Source organism: Roseburia sp. MSJ-14 (genome assembly GCF_018918225.1).
Taxonomy (GTDB): Bacteria; Bacillota; Clostridia; order Lachnospirales; family Lachnospiraceae; genus Petralouisia.
Genome location: NZ_JAHLQD010000005.1, coordinates 47,423 through 67,721, shown reverse-complemented (window position 1 = coordinate 67,721; position 20,299 = coordinate 47,423). Strand labels below are relative to the sequence as shown.

General features: G+C 35.7%; 16 protein-coding genes and 1 other RNA gene. 14 read left to right on the top strand and 3 right to left on the bottom strand.

What is annotated here, in order from left to right:
* The first annotated feature begins 12 nt into the window (after window positions 1–12).
* From KQI83_RS00665 to KQI83_RS00650, 4 genes are all read left to right on the top strand, one after another.
* Window positions 13–1,716 carry an Mbeg1-like protein gene (locus KQI83_RS00665; protein ID WP_216553931.1) on the top strand — a complete coding sequence of 568 codons (1,704 nt, stop codon included), beginning with the start codon at window positions 13–15 and terminating at the stop codon, window positions 1,714–1,716.
* Window positions 1,717–1,913: 197 nt separating this feature from the next.
* Window positions 1,914–2,705, top strand: coding sequence for a hypothetical protein (locus tag KQI83_RS00660; protein ID WP_216553930.1), 792 nt, complete (start codon window positions 1,914–1,916; stop codon window positions 2,703–2,705).
* 92 nt (window positions 2,706–2,797) lie between these two features.
* A complete protein-coding gene (locus tag KQI83_RS00655) occupies window positions 2,798–3,574 on the top strand; it encodes a hypothetical protein (protein WP_216553929.1) in 777 nt (258 codons plus the stop codon).
* Window positions 3,575–3,758: 184 nt separating this feature from the next.
* Window positions 3,759–8,207 carry an Ig-like domain-containing protein gene (locus tag KQI83_RS00650; protein WP_216553928.1) on the top strand — a complete coding sequence of 1,483 codons (4,449 nt, stop codon included), beginning with the start codon at window positions 3,759–3,761 and terminating at the stop codon, window positions 8,205–8,207.
* A 242-nt stretch (window positions 8,208–8,449) separates the two neighbouring features.
* On the opposite strand, the gene ssrA is transcribed toward KQI83_RS00650, so the two are convergent.
* Together ssrA and KQI83_RS00640 are read right to left on the bottom strand one after the other, a co-directional pair.
* Window positions 8,450–8,795: a transfer-messenger RNA gene (ssrA, locus tag KQI83_RS00645) on the bottom strand.
* Between the two features lie 501 nt (window positions 8,796–9,296).
* The gene (locus tag KQI83_RS00640) at window positions 9,297–9,605 is read right to left on the bottom strand and encodes a hypothetical protein (RefSeq protein WP_216553927.1); all 309 of its coding nucleotides are present in this window, start codon (window positions 9,603–9,605) and stop codon (window positions 9,297–9,299) included.
* Window positions 9,606–9,892: 287 nt separating this feature from the next.
* Between KQI83_RS00640 and KQI83_RS00635 the strand changes: the two genes are divergently transcribed.
* From KQI83_RS00635 to KQI83_RS00605, 7 genes are all read left to right on the top strand, one after another.
* Window positions 9,893–10,468, top strand: a complete 576-nt coding sequence (locus KQI83_RS00635; protein ID WP_216553926.1) for a hypothetical protein — start codon at window positions 9,893–9,895, stop codon at window positions 10,466–10,468.
* Window positions 10,469–10,529: 61 nt separating this feature from the next.
* Window positions 10,530–11,210 carry a response regulator transcription factor gene (locus tag KQI83_RS00630; RefSeq protein WP_216553925.1) on the top strand — a complete coding sequence of 227 codons (681 nt, stop codon included), beginning with the start codon at window positions 10,530–10,532 and terminating at the stop codon, window positions 11,208–11,210.
* Window positions 11,207–12,679 (top strand): sensor histidine kinase, encoded by a 1,473-nt coding sequence (locus KQI83_RS00625; RefSeq protein ID WP_216553924.1) that lies wholly within the window; start codon window positions 11,207–11,209, stop codon window positions 12,677–12,679. The genes KQI83_RS00630 and KQI83_RS00625 overlap by 4 nt, the downstream gene beginning before the upstream one ends.
* A gap of 78 nt (window positions 12,680–12,757) precedes the next feature.
* Window positions 12,758–13,477, top strand: coding sequence for a DUF4352 domain-containing protein (locus KQI83_RS00620; protein WP_216553923.1), 720 nt, complete (start codon window positions 12,758–12,760; stop codon window positions 13,475–13,477).
* A 138-nt stretch (window positions 13,478–13,615) separates the two neighbouring features.
* Complete coding sequence (locus KQI83_RS00615) at window positions 13,616–14,548, top strand: chemotaxis protein (RefSeq protein ID WP_216553922.1); 933 nt, start codon at window positions 13,616–13,618, stop codon at window positions 14,546–14,548.
* Between the two features lie 293 nt (window positions 14,549–14,841).
* The gene (locus KQI83_RS00610; RefSeq protein ID WP_216553921.1) at window positions 14,842–15,555 is read left to right on the top strand and encodes an IMP cyclohydrolase; all 714 of its coding nucleotides are present in this window, start codon (window positions 14,842–14,844) and stop codon (window positions 15,553–15,555) included.
* Window positions 15,556–15,579: 24 nt separating this feature from the next.
* Complete coding sequence (locus KQI83_RS00605) at window positions 15,580–16,758, top strand: phosphoribosylaminoimidazolecarboxamide formyltransferase (protein WP_216553920.1); 1,179 nt, start codon at window positions 15,580–15,582, stop codon at window positions 16,756–16,758.
* Window positions 16,759–16,865: 107 nt separating this feature from the next.
* On the opposite strand, the gene KQI83_RS00600 is transcribed toward KQI83_RS00605, so the two are convergent.
* On the bottom strand, window positions 16,866–18,113 hold the full coding sequence (locus tag KQI83_RS00600) for a nucleotidyltransferase (RefSeq protein ID WP_216553919.1): 1,248 nt from the start codon (window positions 18,111–18,113) through the stop codon (window positions 16,866–16,868).
* A 187-nt stretch (window positions 18,114–18,300) separates the two neighbouring features.
* Here KQI83_RS00600 and KQI83_RS00595 point away from each other — a divergent pair, with 187 nt between their 5' ends.
* From KQI83_RS00595 to rpmF, 3 genes are all read left to right on the top strand, one after another.
* The gene (locus tag KQI83_RS00595) at window positions 18,301–19,497 is read left to right on the top strand and encodes an acetate/propionate family kinase (protein WP_216553918.1); all 1,197 of its coding nucleotides are present in this window, start codon (window positions 18,301–18,303) and stop codon (window positions 19,495–19,497) included.
* A gap of 73 nt (window positions 19,498–19,570) precedes the next feature.
* Window positions 19,571–20,092, top strand: a complete 522-nt coding sequence (locus tag KQI83_RS00590) for a YceD family protein (protein WP_216553917.1) — start codon at window positions 19,571–19,573, stop codon at window positions 20,090–20,092.
* A 2-nt stretch (window positions 20,093–20,094) separates the two neighbouring features.
* Entirely contained in the window at window positions 20,095–20,274 is a 180-nt protein-coding gene (gene rpmF, locus KQI83_RS00585; protein ID WP_075718650.1) for a 50S ribosomal protein L32, read from the top strand.
* Window positions 20,275–20,299: the final 25 nt, after the last annotated feature.

Sequence of the window (20,299 nt, the reverse complement as noted above, 5' to 3'; positions counted from 1 at the left end):
ATGAAAAAGGATATGGAATTAAGTGAAAATGAACTATGTATGCTAGAACAATTATGCTATTTAAATAAAGATGTTGCAGAAATTGTTGAAATTGACGGATTTGATGGAATTAGAATGAAAAATGATGAAAATCCTAGAACTATAAAGGATATACTGTCAGTATTTAATAATAATGCCTTAGCCAAACTTGAAGCCCTAGGAGATAAAGAAGTGGGAGGTTCCTGTATAAGTGGTAAAGAATGGGCTGATATTATCAGATATATAAAAGCAGATGAGAATTTAAAAAATTTAGTTCTGACAGATACAATGGAAAATTCTAACGGGACAACCTTAGCATTATGTTTTGCAGAGTCGGTGGATTCGAAAGAAGCTATAGTGGCATTTAAGGGTACTTCCGGTGGTGAAGAATGGATTGACAATGTAGAAGGTTTGAATGTGAGTGACACAAGATGTCAAAGGGAGGCATTAGATTTTATTGAAAGTCTTAAGTATGAAAATGTGACAACGATAGGACATTCCAAAGGTGGAAATAAGGCTATGTATGTGGCAATTACATCAGATAAAGTAACTCGGTGCGTTGCATTTGATGCACAAGGATTTTCACAGAAATTTTTGGACAAATATTGGGCTGAAATACAGACAAGAGGGAAAAATATTTCCAACTATTCCTTGGAAGGAGATTATGTACATGCGTTAATGTTTCAAATTCCTAATGCGATGCAGTTTTATTGTATTGGGTATGGCGTACAAAATGTAAAACAGTTACATAGTCCAAACTCATTCTTTTTACAAGATAATGGTGGAAATCTGTGGTTAGATGAAAGTGGAAACATTATTATACAAATAGGTAAAGAGGATGCATCCATTGGTATGTTACATGATTTTACTGCTTTTATAATAAATAATGCAGACGAAAAAGATAAGATGCAAATCATTAAATATATGTCGAATCTGCTAGCGTTGACATTTGGTGGTGATGATGTTAAAACGCAGGACATCATTGATTGTGCATTATCAGACTCGGATTCTTTGGCACTTATCATTGCATATTTGATAAAATACATGGATGTGTATGATTTGGGAACGGACGATATTGAAAAATTATTGGATACGCTCGGACTAAATTCTTTGAATGAACTAATTACAGTAAAGAAGTTTGAAGGTTCTAGATATGGAATTAATATATATCTGAATTTAGTAAATATAATAAATTTAGCCAAAAGTCAGTTTACAGATGGTGATGATGATTTGATTATAAAGAATATACTACCAATACTGAAGGGAATGTTTTTTGAAGATATAAATATTGATATTAAGGCATTTTGGGAAAAAATCAATAGTAAGGTTAAAACAATAGATGCATCTAATGGAGTAGAACCAGCGGAAATAAGAACAGGTGCAATTCGTGATTTTTCTTCGAGTGTGTATGAGAAACTAATGAGTGTTATTGCTAAAATAGAAAATGCATCATTTACCTCAGTAGAAACATGGACAAACTATGCAACAGAGGAGTGGTATGAAACATTGATGGTATCTGCGGCAGTAAAAGGAATTATGTCTTATTTTGATAAATTGTCAGAAACAAATTTAGAGTGCAAAAGCAAGATTGATACGATATTTGGAAATGTTCAGCAGATTGATACAACTTATGCGGGAAACATCAGCACAAGTAATGCTAATTTGCAAACAATAAAAAGCAACTTACTTAACGCATAACAAAGATATTAAGAATAGATTTTATTTTTATGTAAAATATAACAATGCTAAATGATAAAAAAATGAGTACCTACAGAAATACTTACAGATAATTAAAGTTCTGAAGAAAAATGTAAGTGTGTATAAAATAGGAATATAAGGTAAATATTTACTTTATAGAATATAAATAATCATATAAAATGAGATGGAGGAAGAAAATGAAAAAAAGATTATTTGCATTAGCAACAGCAGTAGTAATGACGCTGTCAATGGGAATGACAACAATGGCTGCGCCAAGTCCAGTGGTGGATGATACTCCAAATGAAGAAGTAAGAGGAAAATTTGCAGAATCAGCAACAGCAGTCATTGACGGAAAGGTTGTACAATTAGATTTTACTTTTAATGAGTATAATTTGAGGCAGGAAACTACAGCTGCACAATTAGAACAGCTAGAGTATTATCTGGTTTCTGATTTGGAAACTAAACATATAAGAGCAAAAGAGTTATTTGAAAAGGTAATGGGCGATAAGCAAGAAGAGGTTATTAGTAATGACTACTTTGGTTTATCATTACCAGAAGGTTATACAATGCCAGCAGAGGGTGTGGATGTAACAATTAATGCGCCATATGCTGGAAAGGGTATATATACTTATTATATTTTTCATTGTAAAGAAGATGGAACATGGGAGTATATTCCAACAGCAGAAGGAAATGGAACACTTAGTGGAAGATTTACATCATTCTCACCAGTATTTATTATGAGAGTTCCAAAGGCAGTAGCACCATCAGGAAATACCGAAACACCGTCAACAGGAAATACAGAAACAATTAAACCAGCGACTGTAGGAAATACAGCTGTAGCATCTACACAAAACGTAGCAAGTGCAACATCAAAAACAACAGCTCCAAAGACAGGAGATTTTACAGGAATTTATGTAGCAGGAATGTTGGTAGTATTAAGTGTAGCAGGAATAGTAGTGTACATAAAAAAAGAAAAAGTAGTAAGATAGAGTAAAAAATAAAATAGTAAAATTAAGAATATAAGGTAAATATTTACTTTATAGAATATAAATAATCATACAAAATGAGATGGAGGAAGAAAATGAAAAAAAGATTATTTGCATTAGCAACAGCAGTAGTAATGACCCTATCGATGGGAATGCCAGCGATGGCTGCAAAAAGCCCCGAATTGAACGATACTCCGGGTGAGGAAGTAAGAGGAAAATTTGCAGAATCAGCAACAGCAGTTATTGATGGAAAGGTTGTACAATTAGATTTTACTTTTAAAACGCGAAATATGGAAGTGGAAGCAACAGAAGCGCAATTAGAACAGATAAGATACTATATGCCAGTTGATATGAATCTTAAACATGAAAGAGAAAAAGATTTATTTGAGAAGGTAATGGGATATAGAAATGAAGATGTTATTTATAATGATTATTTTGGCTTATCATTACCTGATGGTTATACAATGCCAGTAGAAGGTATAGATGTAACAATAAATGCACCATATGCAGGAAAAGGTGATTATACTTATTATATTTTTCATTGTAAAGCAGATGGAACATGGGAATATATTCCAACAACAGAAGGAGACGGAACACTTAGTGGAAGATTTACATCATTTTCACCAGTATTTATTATGAGAGTACCAAAGACAAATGCACCGGAAACACCATCAGAAAGTACAGAAACAACTAAACCAGTAGCCATTGGAAGTACAGGTACAGCATCAGCACAAAATGTAACAAGTACAACATCAAAGACAACAGCCCCAAAGACAGGAGATGTTATAGGAATTTATGTAGCAGGAATGCTGGCAATTTTAAGCATGGCAGGAATAGTAGTATATGTAAAAAGAGAAAAAGTAATAAAATAGTAGGTACTTAGAAAAGTTAAATGATACTCTGCATACGTTAAGACTAAAGTATGCAGAGTAATTCAAAATCTTTATTAAAGAGGAAGTAGAAAGGAATGAAAAAATGAGGGTGTTGTTTAGAAACAAAGCTCGAAAAAAAGGGAAAAGAATAATAGCCGCAACCTTTGCAGTCATATTAACAGTTATGGCAACAATACCAACAAATTATTTTTCGATAGATGTTAATGCAGAGCAAAATACTAAAAATTCTATTGAAATTGTTGGTGGTAAAATTAGTACATTAGAATATAAAAAGTGGATAGAAGTTACACTAGAAAATGGTGGAAAAATATACGAAGAAGAAAATGAAAAAATATTTGATGAAATTACAAGTAAGAAATTTGAAAATGAATTAGTTTCTAAAGTAACCGCCAATTACGAACCAACCAAAGGATATTTTCTTGAATCCGTAAGAAAAGATGGTACTGCGTTAGATAATAGCCAGTACAACATTGATGGGGATAACATAATTACTTATGATGCGGGTGATAAAAATAATATCGGTAACATTACACTTCGTTGCATTCCAAAGGAATTAAGCGTAAGCAATTTAAAGGTAGCCAGAATCAATGATAGTGAAGGAGTGCCTACATCATCAGTAAATTTAACATGGGATAAGCCAACTATCACAGAGACAAGCGGTTATTCCTTAGATGAATATCGTTTGATTGTAAAAAGACAGGCAAATGGAAAAGAGGATGTTATTTTTGATGATAAGTATCCGCAAAATGCAGATAATACTCCAGTATGTAATATAGAAGATGCAGGAATTATGGGAGATGCATCATCTACTACAGCAACTTATACAGTAGCCATTGTTGCAGATAAGGCATACCAAAAGGGATATGATTCTTCTAAAATAGAAGGAAGCAAAGTAACATGGAAAGCTGTATATGATATGATGTTATCTGTTACAGGACAGGGATTAGTAGAGATTACCAAATCAGGTGATAGTGCAGCTACAGCATATAATAGTGCCAATACACCATGCACAATATATAATATACCTTCTGTAAAAGACGGTACGAATTTTAATATAAAAATCCTACCGGAAGAAGGATGCGGTGTAAGCTCTTTTCTTGTAAATGGAAGTGAAAAAAAGGGAAATATAGAAGCAGAAGAGTATAATCTTAATGTCAATAAAAATGGTAATATGGCAATTAGTTTTGCACCATTTGCGGCAACACCGGTCATTACTTCATCAGGTGCAACCTATACAGAAATAGCAGGAAATGGTGAAGTGGAAATTACATCTGCCGAGAATGTAGAGAGTACATATTATGCATATAAAGGATTAGAAACAGCACAAAAACAGGGAAAATGGACACAGTTTGATAATAACTTTAAAGGTGGAAAGCAGACTGTGAAAGTTCCGGCTGAACAATTATTTGGAAATGAAAATTATGCTTTGTTAAGAGCATATTCCACTCAGACAGGATATGCTGACAGTAAGATTGCAGAGCAGTATTATTATAGAAAACCCGAGATGCCGGCAATTACAGCGGTATCCTTTAGTGATAACTACGAACTTGGACAGTGGACAGCTAATAATGTAACTGTTAATTATGTAGACTCTTCGCAAAGAAAATATGATGGATTACAGATAGGATATATTGTCAATGGTCAAGGCGAAATGCAGTGGCAGGATATGAGCCAACAGGGCAATGTGTATAGTTATACATTTGGTATGACAGGTGAATATACAATAGCCTTTCGATTTAAACTTGCTGATCCAAATCAGAAAGATGCATTCGTTTATGGTGATCCATTATTATTAGACAATACCATTAAAGTTGATGAAGAGACTCCAAGTCTTATAATTGATGGAAATGGATATGTAAGTGGCGTATGGAGCTTTCATGATGTTACATTAAATCTTAACAATAGTACAAGCCAGTTGTCAGGTACCGATTACGAATATGCGGTATCAGACCAGAAAGTGGCAGATTTCAGTCAGTTAGAATGGAACAAATGTGAATCTGAAAATCAGGTGAAAATCACATGCGATGAAGGAAAAGTTTTAACACAGTATGTTTACATGAAAGCAGTCAGCAATGCTGGAAAAGAATCTGAGATTGTGCCATATGTGGTAATGATTGATAAAGAAACACCTGCCTTACCGGAAGTATCCTTTAGTAAGGTAGATGGGGAAAACGGATGGTATAAAACATTACCGGTTATTACAATGAAGCCGGCAGTACAGGATACCGGAAGTGAGATTAGTGTTTGCTACAAATTGTATCAGGAAGGACAAGACCCAAGTACAATTGTAGAAACGATATTTGATGGAACAAATCAGCCGACAATTTCAGCCGATGGCATGTATGTATTACAATACTTTGCAAAAGATACAGCAGGAAATATAAGTGAAATCGGAGAAGAGCATCTTAAGGTAGATACCGGTGCACCGAATGGTCCATCGATTGAATTTAAAACAGAAAACGATTCTGTACTGGCACATATCATCAATTTCATTACCTTTGGTTATTTCTGTAACGAAAGAGTAGTAGCAGTTGTTCAAAGTAGTGACAGCATGTCTGATATAAAAGAATATGGTGTGTGGTATACACAGAATGGTAAAGACAGCGATATCAGCATTATTGAGGATAAGGCTGCCCAGATAGAATTACCGGAGAATTTTAAGGGAACAGTATCTGCATATGCAGTGGACAATGCAGGAAACCAGTCCGTGACTACGGTATCAGATGGTATCATATATGAAAATATTCAATCTGAAATCACCATTACAACAGACGTTGATAACAGTAAGTGGCAAAATAAAGATGTAGGTTTTCATGTAGTTACTCAGGATACAGATTCCGGTCTTAGAAACGTAGAATATATTTTAAATGGAAAAACAATATATCAGAATGATTTTACAGGTAGTGAATATAATGACATAACCTATATGAATCAGATGGATATTAAGGCAGAAGATGAAGCAGTAAGCAGTAACGGATATACCTTGCAGGTTAAAGTTACAGACAATGCCGGAAATAAAGTAGAAAAGTCAGAGGTTGTATATCTTGATAAGACAGCACCGGTAATTGAACTTTCAGGAATTGAAAATGGAGTGTACTCTAATAATACAGAAAACTTAACTGTAAGAGTAATTGAGCAGATTTATGACTTAAATCAGGTAACCGTAACAGCAACCAGAACAATTGATGGTGTTACAACTGATTATGGTTTGGAAGCATTTAAGGCGGATAAGGTAGATGATAAGAAAAACTACGCTTTTTCTGAGGATGGAATGTATGTTGTAACAGTAAGTGCAGTAGATGCAGCAGGAAATGTAGCTGTTTCCAAACAGATATCATTTACCATTGATAAAACAGCACCGAAAATAGAATTAACCGGTCCTCAAAATGACAGCTATCATGCTTCTGATGTTCCGGTTGTAGTAAATGTAGAAGAGTCCTTCTATGATACTGATACTGTTACAATTAATGTAACAAAGACATTAGACGGACAGACAGGTAGTGTAGACTTTGGAAGCTGGAGTAATCAGGGAAAAAGCAGCAGCTTAACCAAAAGCTTTAGTGAGGATGGAACTTATCAAATCGAAGTACAGGCAAAGGATGCGGCAGGTAATCAGGCGACAAGCCAGCAGTTAACTTTTACAGTAGATAAAACGGCACCGGAAGTAAGTATCAACGGAGCTAGTGACTACTATATTACAGGCAACACAATTACATTATCTTATGATGTAGTAGAGTCTTACTTTGATAGCAACAGTGTGTCCATTCAGGTGCAAAAAGAGGATGCAGAAGGAAATGTAGCAAATGTAGAGGTTGGAAACTGGGTAAATAGTGGAAAAGAATCCTCGTTGTCTTATGAATTAAAAGAAGACGGAATCTATACCTCTGTTATTACAGCAGTGGACAAGGCTGGAAATCACGCAACAGCTAAAAAGACTGTTACAGTAGATACTTCTGATCCGATTATTAAGCATGTGGATGAGATGAATGGTAAGTATTATCAGGTATTTAAGCTGCCATATGAATTAAGTGAGATGGTAGCCGATTTAACAGTTCCAAACATTAGAATGTCCTTAAATAGCGATGAATATGATGGGGTTTCAGAGGTGACAGACGAAGGAAAATATGTATTTAAAATGGATGTTTCCGATGAAGTAGGACATCAGGCAATTGCACAGGCAGAGTTTATTGTAGATAATACAGAACCAAAAATGATTTTCAATGGTATTGAAGACGGTATGAAGTCCGAAAGCAATATTGATTGGAGCGTAACATTGGCAGATGCCAATGATAAGTTGACAGAAGTAGTTGTTGACGGAGAAAAGAAAGAAATCGGAAAGAGTGGAAATATTTATCAAGATACCTTGCGTCAGAAAGGAAAACATACAGTAGAAGTCAAAGCAGAAGACTTGGCAGGAAATGTAACGACAAAGACAATTAATGTAACTATTTCCGAAAAATCAGTGATTTCAACTTGGAGTAACAATAAGCCATTAGTAATTGGCGGTATTGTTGTAGTAGCGGGAGCAGCAGGTGTAGGAGTTGGCTGTGCTACCGGAGTCATTGGCAAGGGAGCAGGAAAAGGTATTTTCAAAAAAGTAATTAAAAAGTAATCAAAAATAAATTGATTAAAGTGATTATGAAAGCTGCATGTGTTGATTTTTGCACATGCAGCTTTTGAATATTATTGAGAAACAACAAGAAATTTTCAATGCTATAAAGAATAAAAGTTTAGGGTAGAAAGAAATTAATCTTTCTACCCTATTTTTTCGTGCTAAAGTGGTCTGAAAATGTATTTTTTGATTTTTCTTTTTATTAGAAGTGCTGAAAATACGCTATTTTCAACACTTCTAGCAAGTGGAGCTGAGGGGAATCGAACCCCTGTCCGAAAGTCAATTCACTATGGCATCTCCCATTACAGTTATTCTTTTGACATTCCCTCTACCGCACGCCGAGTAACAGGCTTACAGCTTCAGTAGCTTCATCATACGCCCATATGCGCAAAGCTTTGCATAAGTCGTTTCTCACATAGTCGAAGCCGGTATCTTAAACTGTGAGTAATCTAAGGCCGACTGCTGCACTTAGGCAGCGTATGCTAAATTATCTTCAGCGTTTATATTTAGTGTTTCCGTTGTTGAGGCGGTCGAGCCCGCCAATGGCTTCCATAGCTTCACAACCCCCGTCGAAACCAGTACAACCCCTGGTTTGATGGCTGATGTTGTTTAGCAGTATTTTATTATATCAATCTTCTTGTTCTATGTCAATAATTTGCACTTAATATTTAGAACTATATTTTTATCAATTTGACAAAGTTCTTCACCATTAGTTTGTTTTTTTATTGTAGCATTATATTCTTCTTGCACTGCCGCCTTTTATCAATTAGGCTACTAAAATATTTGTTAAATTACCGATGTAACTATCTATGGACACGACTTTTATAGTTCTATTCAAGAAGATACAATTTGGAATAAAACCAAGAATATTGTAAGTCAAGTTGGAAATCACACATTGAAATTCATTGAAGATACTACTCAGAAGATTGCTGTTGAATCGGCTAAACAAGTTGTAACCATTACAAGGATGTAAAAATACCTGACATGTGATAGCCTAAATGTAAAACAAATTTCTAATGGTAGAACTGACGTTCCAACTTTTACTAAGATAGAAGAGTGGTGAAAAATTACTGCGATATAAAAGACACCTTAGGTGGTGTCTTTGTTATCATATATTATATTCAACTCTTTATGAAAATTAATTAAACTTGATTCTCTGAACCTTGCAGTTCTATCAATACGTCCTTTATTCGCTACACGAATATAGGATTTTATGTATTCTATTGCCTCTTTTTCAATAGTCTCATAATTGTTTTCTATTATTTTTATCTGGCGATTACTGATTTTAGGAGTATCAAATCTGATATAGCTTACATCATTTATTATCATTATGTAACGATAATCTAATCCTGCTTTTGGTTTACTTAGACTTGGAACAGGAAATCCTATTAAATACAAAACAATTTTTCGATTTTTTATTAGCCAGGTGACATCGAGAAAACCCTCGCAATATTGTCAGGTTATTTTTAGCCAGACGCTCCTGAACCACGTCTCGAAGATAGAAACCATTTCTGATTTCTTACTTGCATTATACACAATAAATAGTGTTTGTAAACCTTATTTTTGCGATTTTATAGAAAAAAATAACAACAAGAGTTATAACAGCGCAAAGCATAAAAAGAAATATATGGGAACTTTTTACAGATTATGCTATAATAAGCACAAAGGGTGAGTAAGGAGAAAGCATGGAGAAGAAAGAGAAGAAAGAGAAGATAATAGAAGGATTCTATTTTGATGATGCAAAGGTAGCAGAACAGGCAAAAAGAGAAGCGGATGGAATTCAATATATCAGAGAAAATACAGATATGGATAATCCGGAAATTGTATTGCAGTTATACCGCAAACTTATAGGAGAAAAACTTTTTGAAACCCCGGTGGGAATAAGTTTTTTAAAAGAATTGCGTGATTATCTGTTACAGGTTCCAACCATACAGGAACAAGAGTTAGAGCCAATTCATTTCCAAACACCGGAAGTAGAAGCTGAAATGCGTAGCATGCGAAGGGAGAAAACTGCTTTTAAGGGAAGAATGGAAAAAAAGATAGAGCAAGGGAGGAAGCGTCTTAGAATAAGTTTGATAGTAAACTTATTTTTAGCAGTACTGGTAGTGGGAATGGTGATTATTACCTTGACAAGCGATCAACCCAATATTGTTAATTATGAAAATAAGATTGTGGACAAGTATGCCCAATGGCAGCAGGAATTAGAAGAAAGAGAACAGGCAGTTCGTGAAAAAGAACAGGAACTTCAAATCAATCCGTAGGATTCACAAATTTACCATATTTTTATGTTAAGGTAAAAATGAAGTGAAAGGTGTGAAATAGATGGAAAAGTTAAAAATACTCGTGGTAGACGATGAAAGCAGAATGCGTAAGCTGGTGCGAGACTTTTTAGTAAAACAGAATTTTGAAGTGTTAGAGGCGGCAGACGGAGAGGAAGCACTGGATAAGTTTTATGCAGATAAAGAAATCGCATTAATTATATTAGATGTCATGATGCCGAAGATGAATGGATGGGATGTCTGCAAAGAAATCCGTGAGACCTCTAAGGTACCTATTATCATGCTGACAGCCAAAGGGGAAGAAAGTGATGAGCTGTTAGGATTTGATATAGGCGCAGACGAATATATTTCTAAGCCCTTTAGTCCGAAGATATTAGTTGCAAGGGTAGAAGCAATTTTACGAAGAACAGGCAAAAAAGACGATGAAGAAGTCTTGGAAATTGGCGGTATTGTTATTGACCGTTTAGCACATCAGGTCAAAGTAGACGGAAAAGAATTAGATTTAAGCTACAAAGAATTTGAACTGCTGACTTACTTTGTGGAAAATAAGGGCATTGCACTTTCCAGAGAAAAAATATTAAATCATGTATGGAATTACGATTATTTCGGAGATGCAAGAACGATAGATACACATGTGAAAAAACTGCGTAGTAAGTTAGGTAGCAGAGGCGAATACATAAAGACCATTTGGGGAATGGGCTACAAGTTTGAGGTAGAAGAATGAAACATTCCATAACAAGAAAAATTACAACAATTATGATAGCTATTGTAGCCGGCACAGTATTACTGTGCTGGTTTATTAATACCACACTTTTGGAGGATTACTATATTTCTTATAAAAAAGATATTTTAATCGACACCTTTAAAACTGTGGATGAAGCATATGCTAACGGAAATGGAAATACAGAAGACTTTGAAATTGAATTGGAAAAGCAATGTGCGAACAGTAATATTACATTGATGGTAATTAGTTCCGATGGAACGATTATACAGTCAAATGTTTCCAATAAGGACATGTTGTTAGAACAGTTTTTGGATATTATGTTTTCTGCGAAAAGTCAGGATGCAGTAATAGTTGAAAACACCAAGGATTATTTAGTAGAAAAAACACCGGATACCAGATTAAAATCAGACTATCTGGTACTATGTGGAACATTGCAAAACGGAAATCAGATTCTTTTGCGAACAGCATTAGAAAGTATTAAGGAAAGTGTACAAATTGCAAATCGTTTTTTAGCATATGTAGGAATTCTGTCTGTTATAGTATGTGCTGTGATTTTATATTTTGTTACAAGAAAAATCACCAATCCAATTTTACAGTTAGCAGAAATATCCAAAAGAATGACAAACCTTGATTTTGATGCTAAATTTGAAAGCAAAGGTGAAAATGAAATTGATTTTCTAGGTGAGCACATGAATCAGATGTCAGAAACCTTAGAGCACACAATTTCAGAATTAAAAAGTGCCAATAATCAGTTGAAAATAGATATTGAGAAAAAAGAACAGATTGATGAAATGCGGAAAGAATTTATTTCAAATGTATCCCATGAATTGAAAACACCAATTGCATTGATTCAAGGTTATGCAGAAGGATTACAGGAGTGTATCAATGATGATGCAGAAAGCCGTGAATTTTACTGTGATGTAATTATGGATGAAGCGGACAAAATGAACCGAATGGTAAAGAATTTATTGACCTTGAATCAGTTAGAATCAGGAAATGAACAGGTAGTATTTGAAAGATTTGACATTGTAGAATTAATACAAGGAGTAATTAATGCAACGGCAATTTTAAGAGAACAGGAAGGAATAACGTTAACTTTTGAACAAAAAGAGCCGATGTATGTATGGGCAGATGAGTTTAAAACAGAACAGGTACTAACAAATTACATTAGCAATGCAATTCACTATGCAGCAAATGAAAAAAGAATCAATATCACAGTTACCAAGAAGGATGACATTGTAAGAATCGGTGTGTTCAATAGTGGTAATCCAATCCCGGAACCGGAAGTAGAACATATCTGGGAGAAGTTTTATAAGGTAGATAAGGCAAGAACCAGAGAGTATGGAGGAAATGGTATCGGGCTTTCTATTGTGAAGGCAATCATGGATTCTTTTCATCGGGAGTGCGGAGTGAATAACTACGAAAATGGTGTAGAGTTTTGGTTTGAACTGGATGGCAAGAGTAGTTAAAAGAGTTGCGGGAGAACCAAAATAATGATAAAATAAAGGTATATTTTAGAAAAGACAGCGTAGAAAAGGAGAGGGCCTATGAAAGGATTCATGAAAAAGGGCGCAGTCATTATAGCAGCAGGGATGCTTATGACAGGCTGTGGAGATAGTCTGAAGGTATTGACAGAAAGTGAAGAAGCTATGATTGTCAATTATTCAGCCGGCACAGTGGCGAAGTTTAATAAGCACCAACAGGATGGACTAACAGTTATTGCGCAAAAAGAAGATGCGGAGAATGACGAAGATGTGACTTCACAGGACGAACAGAAGGAAGAACAGCAGAATCCGGAAGACGTACAGGAAGAAAACACTACGGCAGATACTACACAAACAGAGGCAAATCAAACAGCCCAGACGGTAGAGAGTTTAAGTCAGGTATTAGGGATACCCGGAGTAGAGATTCAGTATACGGGTCAGTATGAGGTGAACAGTAATTATCCTCAGTTGAATCCACCAAAAGAGGGATATACTTATTTTGTAATGAATTTTACAATTACTAATACTGGAACAGAAAATGTAGATTGTAATATTACGGATAAGTCCCCGGTTTTTGCAGTATCATTGAATGGAGGTTCTTCATATAAAAATGAATTTACGATACTTCCCAATGACTTGTATACATATGAGGAAAATTTAGCACCGGGGGTAAATGCAGAAACGGTACTTGTTTTCCAGGTTCCGGAAGCAGATGCAGCAAATATTACGTCGATACAGTTACAGGCTCAAGTGAATGATGTAATTGCAAATATAGCTTTGTAAGAGACGAAATAACCAAAAAAGTAAGAAAAAATGTGAAAAATGTTATATATTTTTTGAAAATAATATGCTATAATATTAGTAAATATTTCGATACGGATAAAAGCGGTACGAGTAAAATGCCGGAGAGGAGAAGGAATTATGGATACAAATATTCTTTTGGAGAATGGTACAAATGAACTGGAGGTGTTGGAATTTACCTTGGCTGGAAACCATTATGGTATTAATGTTGCTAAGATTCGTGAAATTTTAACATATCAGCCGGTAACTCCGATTCCGAATGCGCATCCAAGCGTAGAAGGTATCTTTATGCCGAGAGATACCATGATAACAGTTATTAATCTGAGAAATTGTCTTGGAATTCCGAATATGGAACAGGATGGATTGTTTATCATTACAAACTTTAACAAATTAAATATTGCATTTCATGTAGATGAGGTTTGTGGAATTCACAGACTTTCCTGGGCAGATATTATTAAGCCGGACTCTACAATCAATATAGAAGGAAGTGGAGTATCTACAGGTGTTATCAAGTTAGAAGATCGTTTGATTGTAATTCTTGATTTTGAAAAAATCGTAACAGATATTAGTCCTGAGACAGGATTGCAAGTATCTGACATGGCAGAGATTGGAGAACGCGATAGAAGCGGCTCACCGATTTTGATTGCAGAAGATTCACCATTATTGTCTAAGTTAATTACCGATTGTCTCAGAAAGGCAGGCTATACACAGTTGATTGTTTGCGCAGATGGACAGGAAGCTTGGGACAAGTTATGCGAATTGCGTGATGGCGGTGATTTGGATAATAAGGTTCATTTGATTATTACAGATATTGAGATGCCGAGAATGGATGGACATCGTTTAACCAAGTTAGTAAAAGAGGATGAAACTTTAAAGCATATCCCATTGGTTATTTTCTCATCTATGGTAAATGAGGATTTACGCAGAAAGGGAGAAGCGCTCGGTGCAGATGCACAGCTTACTAAGCCGGAAATCGGAAAATTAGTAGATGCAATCGATGGTCTTTTAGATGAAAGAGAAGGAAGATTGGCAGCAAAAGGCAATATTGCTTAATAAGTAAAACGATAAGAGGATTCTAGTTCACAAAAGTGAAATAGAATCCTCTTTTGTGAACTAGAAAATACCGTGTTATATATGAAGTATAAAAGTTCTGCGAGTAGCGAAGAAAATCCGATACTTGTATGAATATTTAAAACAAAAAGTATATTATAAAAATATTTATTAAAGAGACTTATGACACATAGTAATTTTTTTAATATTACTTATATGAGCCTTTTCTTGTCAGCAGGAAAAACCCATGTTACAATAAGAAAGATGTAATAGCATATCGAAGGAGGATATCAGGAATGAAAATGTTGTCATTGGAAACTGAATTGAAGGGAAATTCTTATCCAGGAAGAGGAATTGTAATCGGTAAGTCAACGGATGGAAAGTACGCTGTTACCGCTTATTTTATTATGGGAAGAAGTGAAAACAGCAGAAATCGTGTATTTGTAGAGGATGGCGAAGGAATTCGCACACAGGCATTTGATCCATCTAAGCTGAGTGATCCAAGCCTGATTATTTACGCTCCGGTAAGAGTTTTAGGAAATAAGACCATTGTTACGAACGGAGATCAGACAGATACGATTTATGAGTTGATGGATAAGCAACAAACCTTTGAACAGGCGCTTCGTACTCGTGAATTTGAGCCAGATGCACCAAACTATACTCCTCGTATTTCAGGTATTATGCATGTGGAAAACGGAAATTACAATTATGCCATGTCTATATTAAAGAGTAATAACGGTAATCCGGAGGCTTGCAATCGTTATACTTTTGCATACGAGAATCCAGTTGCAGGTGAGGGACATTTTATCCATACATATATGGAAGATGGCAATCCATTACCAAGTTTTGAAGGTGAGCCAAAGCTGGTTGGAATTGATGGCGATATTGACAGCTTTACAGAAAAAGTATGGAATAGCTTAAATGAAGACAACAAGGTATCTCTTTTTGTAAGATATATTGAAATTGAAACAGGAAAATATGAAACAAGAATTGTAAACAAGAATAAATAATCATCATAAGATACGGAGGAAAACATGAAGGAATTAGAATTAAAATATGGATGTAATCCGAATCAGAAACCATCCAGAATTTATATGGAAAATGGTGAATTGCCAATCAAAGTATTAAGTGGAAAACCGGGATATATTAACTTTTTGGATGCATTTAACGGATGGCAGTTGGTAAGAGAGTTAAAGAAAGCAACAGGACTTCCGGCAGCAACTTCCTTTAAGCATGTGTCACCGGCAGGAGCAGCAGTAGGACTTCCACTTACTGATGTAGAAAAGAAAATTTACTGGGTAGATGATATGGATATGGAATTTACTCCACTTGCAAATGCTTACACAAGAGCAAGGGGTGCAGACCGTATGTCCTCTTTCGGAGATTTTATTTCATTATCCGATGTCTGTGATGTAGCAACTGCTAAAATTATTAAAAGAGAAGTTTCCGATGGTGTAATTGCACCGGGATATGAACCGGAAGCACTTGAAATTTTAAAGGCTAAGAAAAACGGAAATTACAATGTAATAGAAATTGATCCGAATTATGTACCGGCACCAATTGAACATAAAGAGGTATTTGGTATTACCTTTGAACAGGGTAGAAATGAACTGAAGATTGATAAAGATTTCTTTGACAATATTGTAACAGAGAACAAAGAAATTCCAGAGTCTGCAAAGATTGACCTTGCAATTGCAATGATTACATTGAAGTATACACAGTCTAACTCTGTATGTTATGCAAAAGGCGGACAGGCAATCGGAATCGGAGCAGGACAGCAGTCTAGAATTCATTGTACCAGACTTGCAGGACAGAAGGCAGATAACTGGTTCTTACGCCAGTCTCCAAAGGTACTTGGTTTACAGTTTGTAGATGGAATCAGAAGAGCAGACCGTGACAATTCTATCGACTTGTATATCGGTGATGATTATATGGACGTATTAGCAGATGGCGCATGGGAAAAAATCTTCAAGGTAAAACCAGAAGTATTTACCAGAGAAGAAAAACGTGCATGGTTAGATCAGATGACAGATGTAGCACTTGGTTCTGATGCATTCTTCCCATTCGGTGACAATATTGAACGTGCACATAAGAGTGGCGTAAAATATATTGCAGAGCCAGGCGGATCTATTCGTGATGATAATGTAATTGATACATGTAATAAATATAATATGGCAATGTGCTTTACCGGAATTCGTTTATTCCATCATTAAGCACTAGACAAAAAGAAAAGCGTTTTACCAATTTTGCTTGGTAAAACGCTTTTTGTATAATAGGAAATTATGTCCTATTGTATAAAAAATGCTCCGCTAAGGATATATCATAGTATGATGAGTGGGTGACGATAGTCATTTAAGGTATCATTCGTAGTAAACATCATGTGATAAATATCAGAGGCAGTAATATCCTTTTGAAGAAGTTCCATTGCCTTGGAAGACAGTTGCTTTTCGCCATTCGAAACACTGGTAAGTAATGGAACAGTTGCATTTTCCTTAATGGCAGAAAGAAGTGGAGCAGAAGATTTACGGAAGCCTAACACGCGTAAGTAAGGAATCTGCATAGTGCCGTTAAAGGAAACATAATCTTCTGATTTTAAATTCAATATCATATGCAAGAGCAAACGACTGATTCTGGTGTAAGTGGTATTTTTTGCTTTTAACAGTTCGCAAAATTGTGTCCAGGAAGCAAAAGAATGTTTCCCATGGTACATGCGGTTGGCAAGGTCAATAGAGCTGTCTGCATAAGTGGCAAGTGTGGCGGAATCTTCCGTTAAAAGTTTATAGTGTACAAGTTGTGAAAAATCATCCTCAAACAAATAGGGATGTGGATAATTTTGGAGTAAGTCAAAGCAGGCAGTAGGCATAGAAGATGCCGCAAACGTATTATCTGTTAAAATTCCTGCTTCATTTTTTAAGTGTGCACGAATAGCAGAAGCAGAACAAAAGCCATCTGCTATGTCTGTGTCATGGTATCCTTGTCCTTTTCGTGAAAGGGGAACAGGGATAATAGGAGAAGAAAGAGAAGCTAAAGCCTTCAGATATTCAATTCCTAAAATATTATTAGGTGAAGCCAAAACACAGGAAATATCTTCTGTCCCTTGCAGTGCCCTGGTAGAAAGTACAGATGTTAAAGCCTTGGCACGAGCAGATGGAAAGGAAAGTCCTTCTTTCAGACAGGATTTTAGCTGTGTTTCCAATTCTGGGGGATTTTCGATTAAAGCATCGGAAATCTGTTGCAATAGGGAGAGGTTGGCGTGTTCTGCACCAAATCCCAAATGTGTAACAACACCTGTATTATTCAAAAGTGAAACTCCGCCCAGAGCAAAATATTCAGCACTGGCAGTCGCAGACAATACCGGAAGTTCTAATACAAGGTCTGCGCCACCTGCCAATGTCATATGAGCTCGGGTGAATTTTTCTATAAGGGCAGGAGCACCACGTTGAACAAAGTTTCCACTCATGGCAATGATGACATAATCTGCCTGTGTTTGTTTTTTTAATGTTTCTATTTGATATGCATGTCCCAGATGAAATGGGTTATATTCTGCAATAATTCCTAATACCTTCATGGGTTACCTCCGAAAAGTCCATAGTAACTAAATTATATGTGTTTCCCAGAAAATTATCAAGAAAATAAAAAATGTTATTGTATACAAGGGGGGATTGGTTTATAATAAGAGTAATGAATTAGTAATAGCGATGGTAAAAACGTCGCTATTTTGCTTGTAAAAACAGCAACAGAAAAGGAGATATAAAATGAACGTATTAGTAATCAATTGCGGAAGCTCTTCCCTGAAATATCAGGTGATTAACTCAGATACAGAGGAGGTTCTGGCAAAGGGACTTTGCGAAAGAATTGGAATTGATGGAAGACTGGTTTACCAGAATAAGAAAAATGGTGGAGAAAAAGAAGTTTCTGAACCAGCAATGCCTACCCATAAGCAGGCAATTCAGTTAGTGCTGGAAGCAATTGTAAATCCAAAGACTGGAGTATTAAAGGATTTATCTGAAATCGGCGCAGTAGGACACAGAGTTGTACATGGTGGAGAAAAATTTGCATCTTCTACCATTTTAAATGAAGAAGTGCTTAAGGTTGTAGAAGAGTGTAATGACCTTGCACCATTACATAACCCTGCAAACTTAATCGGAATCCGTGCGTGTCAGGAATTAATGCCAAATACACCAATGGTAGGCGTATTTGATACTGCTTTCCATCAGACAATGCCGGAAAAAGCATATCTTTATGGAATTGATTATGATTATTATGAAAAATATAAAGTCAGAAGATATGGTTTCCACGGAACTTCTCACAGCTATGTATCTAAGAGAGCAGCAGAGATGTTAAATAAGCCATATGATCAGTTAAAGACAATCGTATGCCATTTAGGAAATGGAGCCTCTGTATGTGCAGTGGAAAATGGAAAATCCGTAGATACTTCTATGGGATTAACACCATTGGAAGGATTAATCATGGGAACACGTTCCGGAGATATTGATCCGGGTGCAATGGAATTCATTGCCAAAAAAGAGAATTTAAATATAGAAGAAGTAGTAAGTATTTTGAATAAAAAGTCCGGATTAGAAGGATTATCCCATATTTCCAGTGATTTGCGTGATGTAAGATCCGCAGCAGAAGCAGGAAAACCAGAAGGAATTCGTGCCTTAGAAGCATTCTGCTATCATGTAGCAAAATACATTGGTGCTTATACAGCAGCAATGAATGGTGTGGATGCTATCTGCTTTACAGCAGGAATTGGTGAAAATGCCGGTGGTATTCGTACTAAGATTTGCAATTACTTAGGATTTCTGGGATTAAAGATGGATGAAGAGGCTAACAAAGTTGAAGGCGAAGAGCGCATCATCTCCGCGGCTGATTCAAAAGTAAAAGTATTATGTATTCCAACAAACGAAGAACTTGCAATTGCAAGAGAAACAGTAGCACTTGTAAAATAAAATAGTTGCAAAAATTTATTGACAAACGGAATTTACATATGTATAATATATCGAGTGTGGATAGGAGACTGCCATGATAGTAGAATTAGCAGACGTTATTTCCTGTGAGAATAAGGAAGTATCAAAACAGGTAGAAATTGAATTAATGTCTTTTAACTCAAGACTGGGAGAGTTTCCCATCGTTAAGAAAGCACCATTTGTACTGAAGTTTACCAATGAAGAGAATAAGCGTTTGTTTATTCAGGGCGAAACAGAAGTTACAATTGCGATTCCGTGTGACCGTTGTCTTACAGATGTAGACAAGGAGTTTTCTGTTGTGATTGATAAGGAATTAGACCTTACGAATCAGAATGAAGAAAAGCGCATGGATGAGACAGATTATATGGTAGGTACCAATCTGGATGTAGATAAACTTATTTTTGGAGAAATTTTGGTGAGTTGGCCAATGAAGGTTCTGTGTAAGGATGATTGCAGAGGTATTTGCAAACGGTGCGGAGCCAATCTGAATATCACAGAGTGTCAGTGCCAGAAAACAGAACCGGATCCAAGAATGGCAGCAATCCAGGATATTTTTAACAAATTTAAGGAGGTGTGACCATGTCTATATGTCCAAAAAATAAATCTTCCAAAGGAAGAAGAGATCAGAGAAGAGCAAACTGGAAAATGACTGCTCCAACATTAGTAAAGTGTAGCAAATGTGGCGAATTAATGATGCCTCATAGAGTTTGCAAGAACTGTGGAAGCTATAACAAAAAAGAAATCATTCCTCAGGACTAATTTCAGACAGTGGAGAACCGTTAGA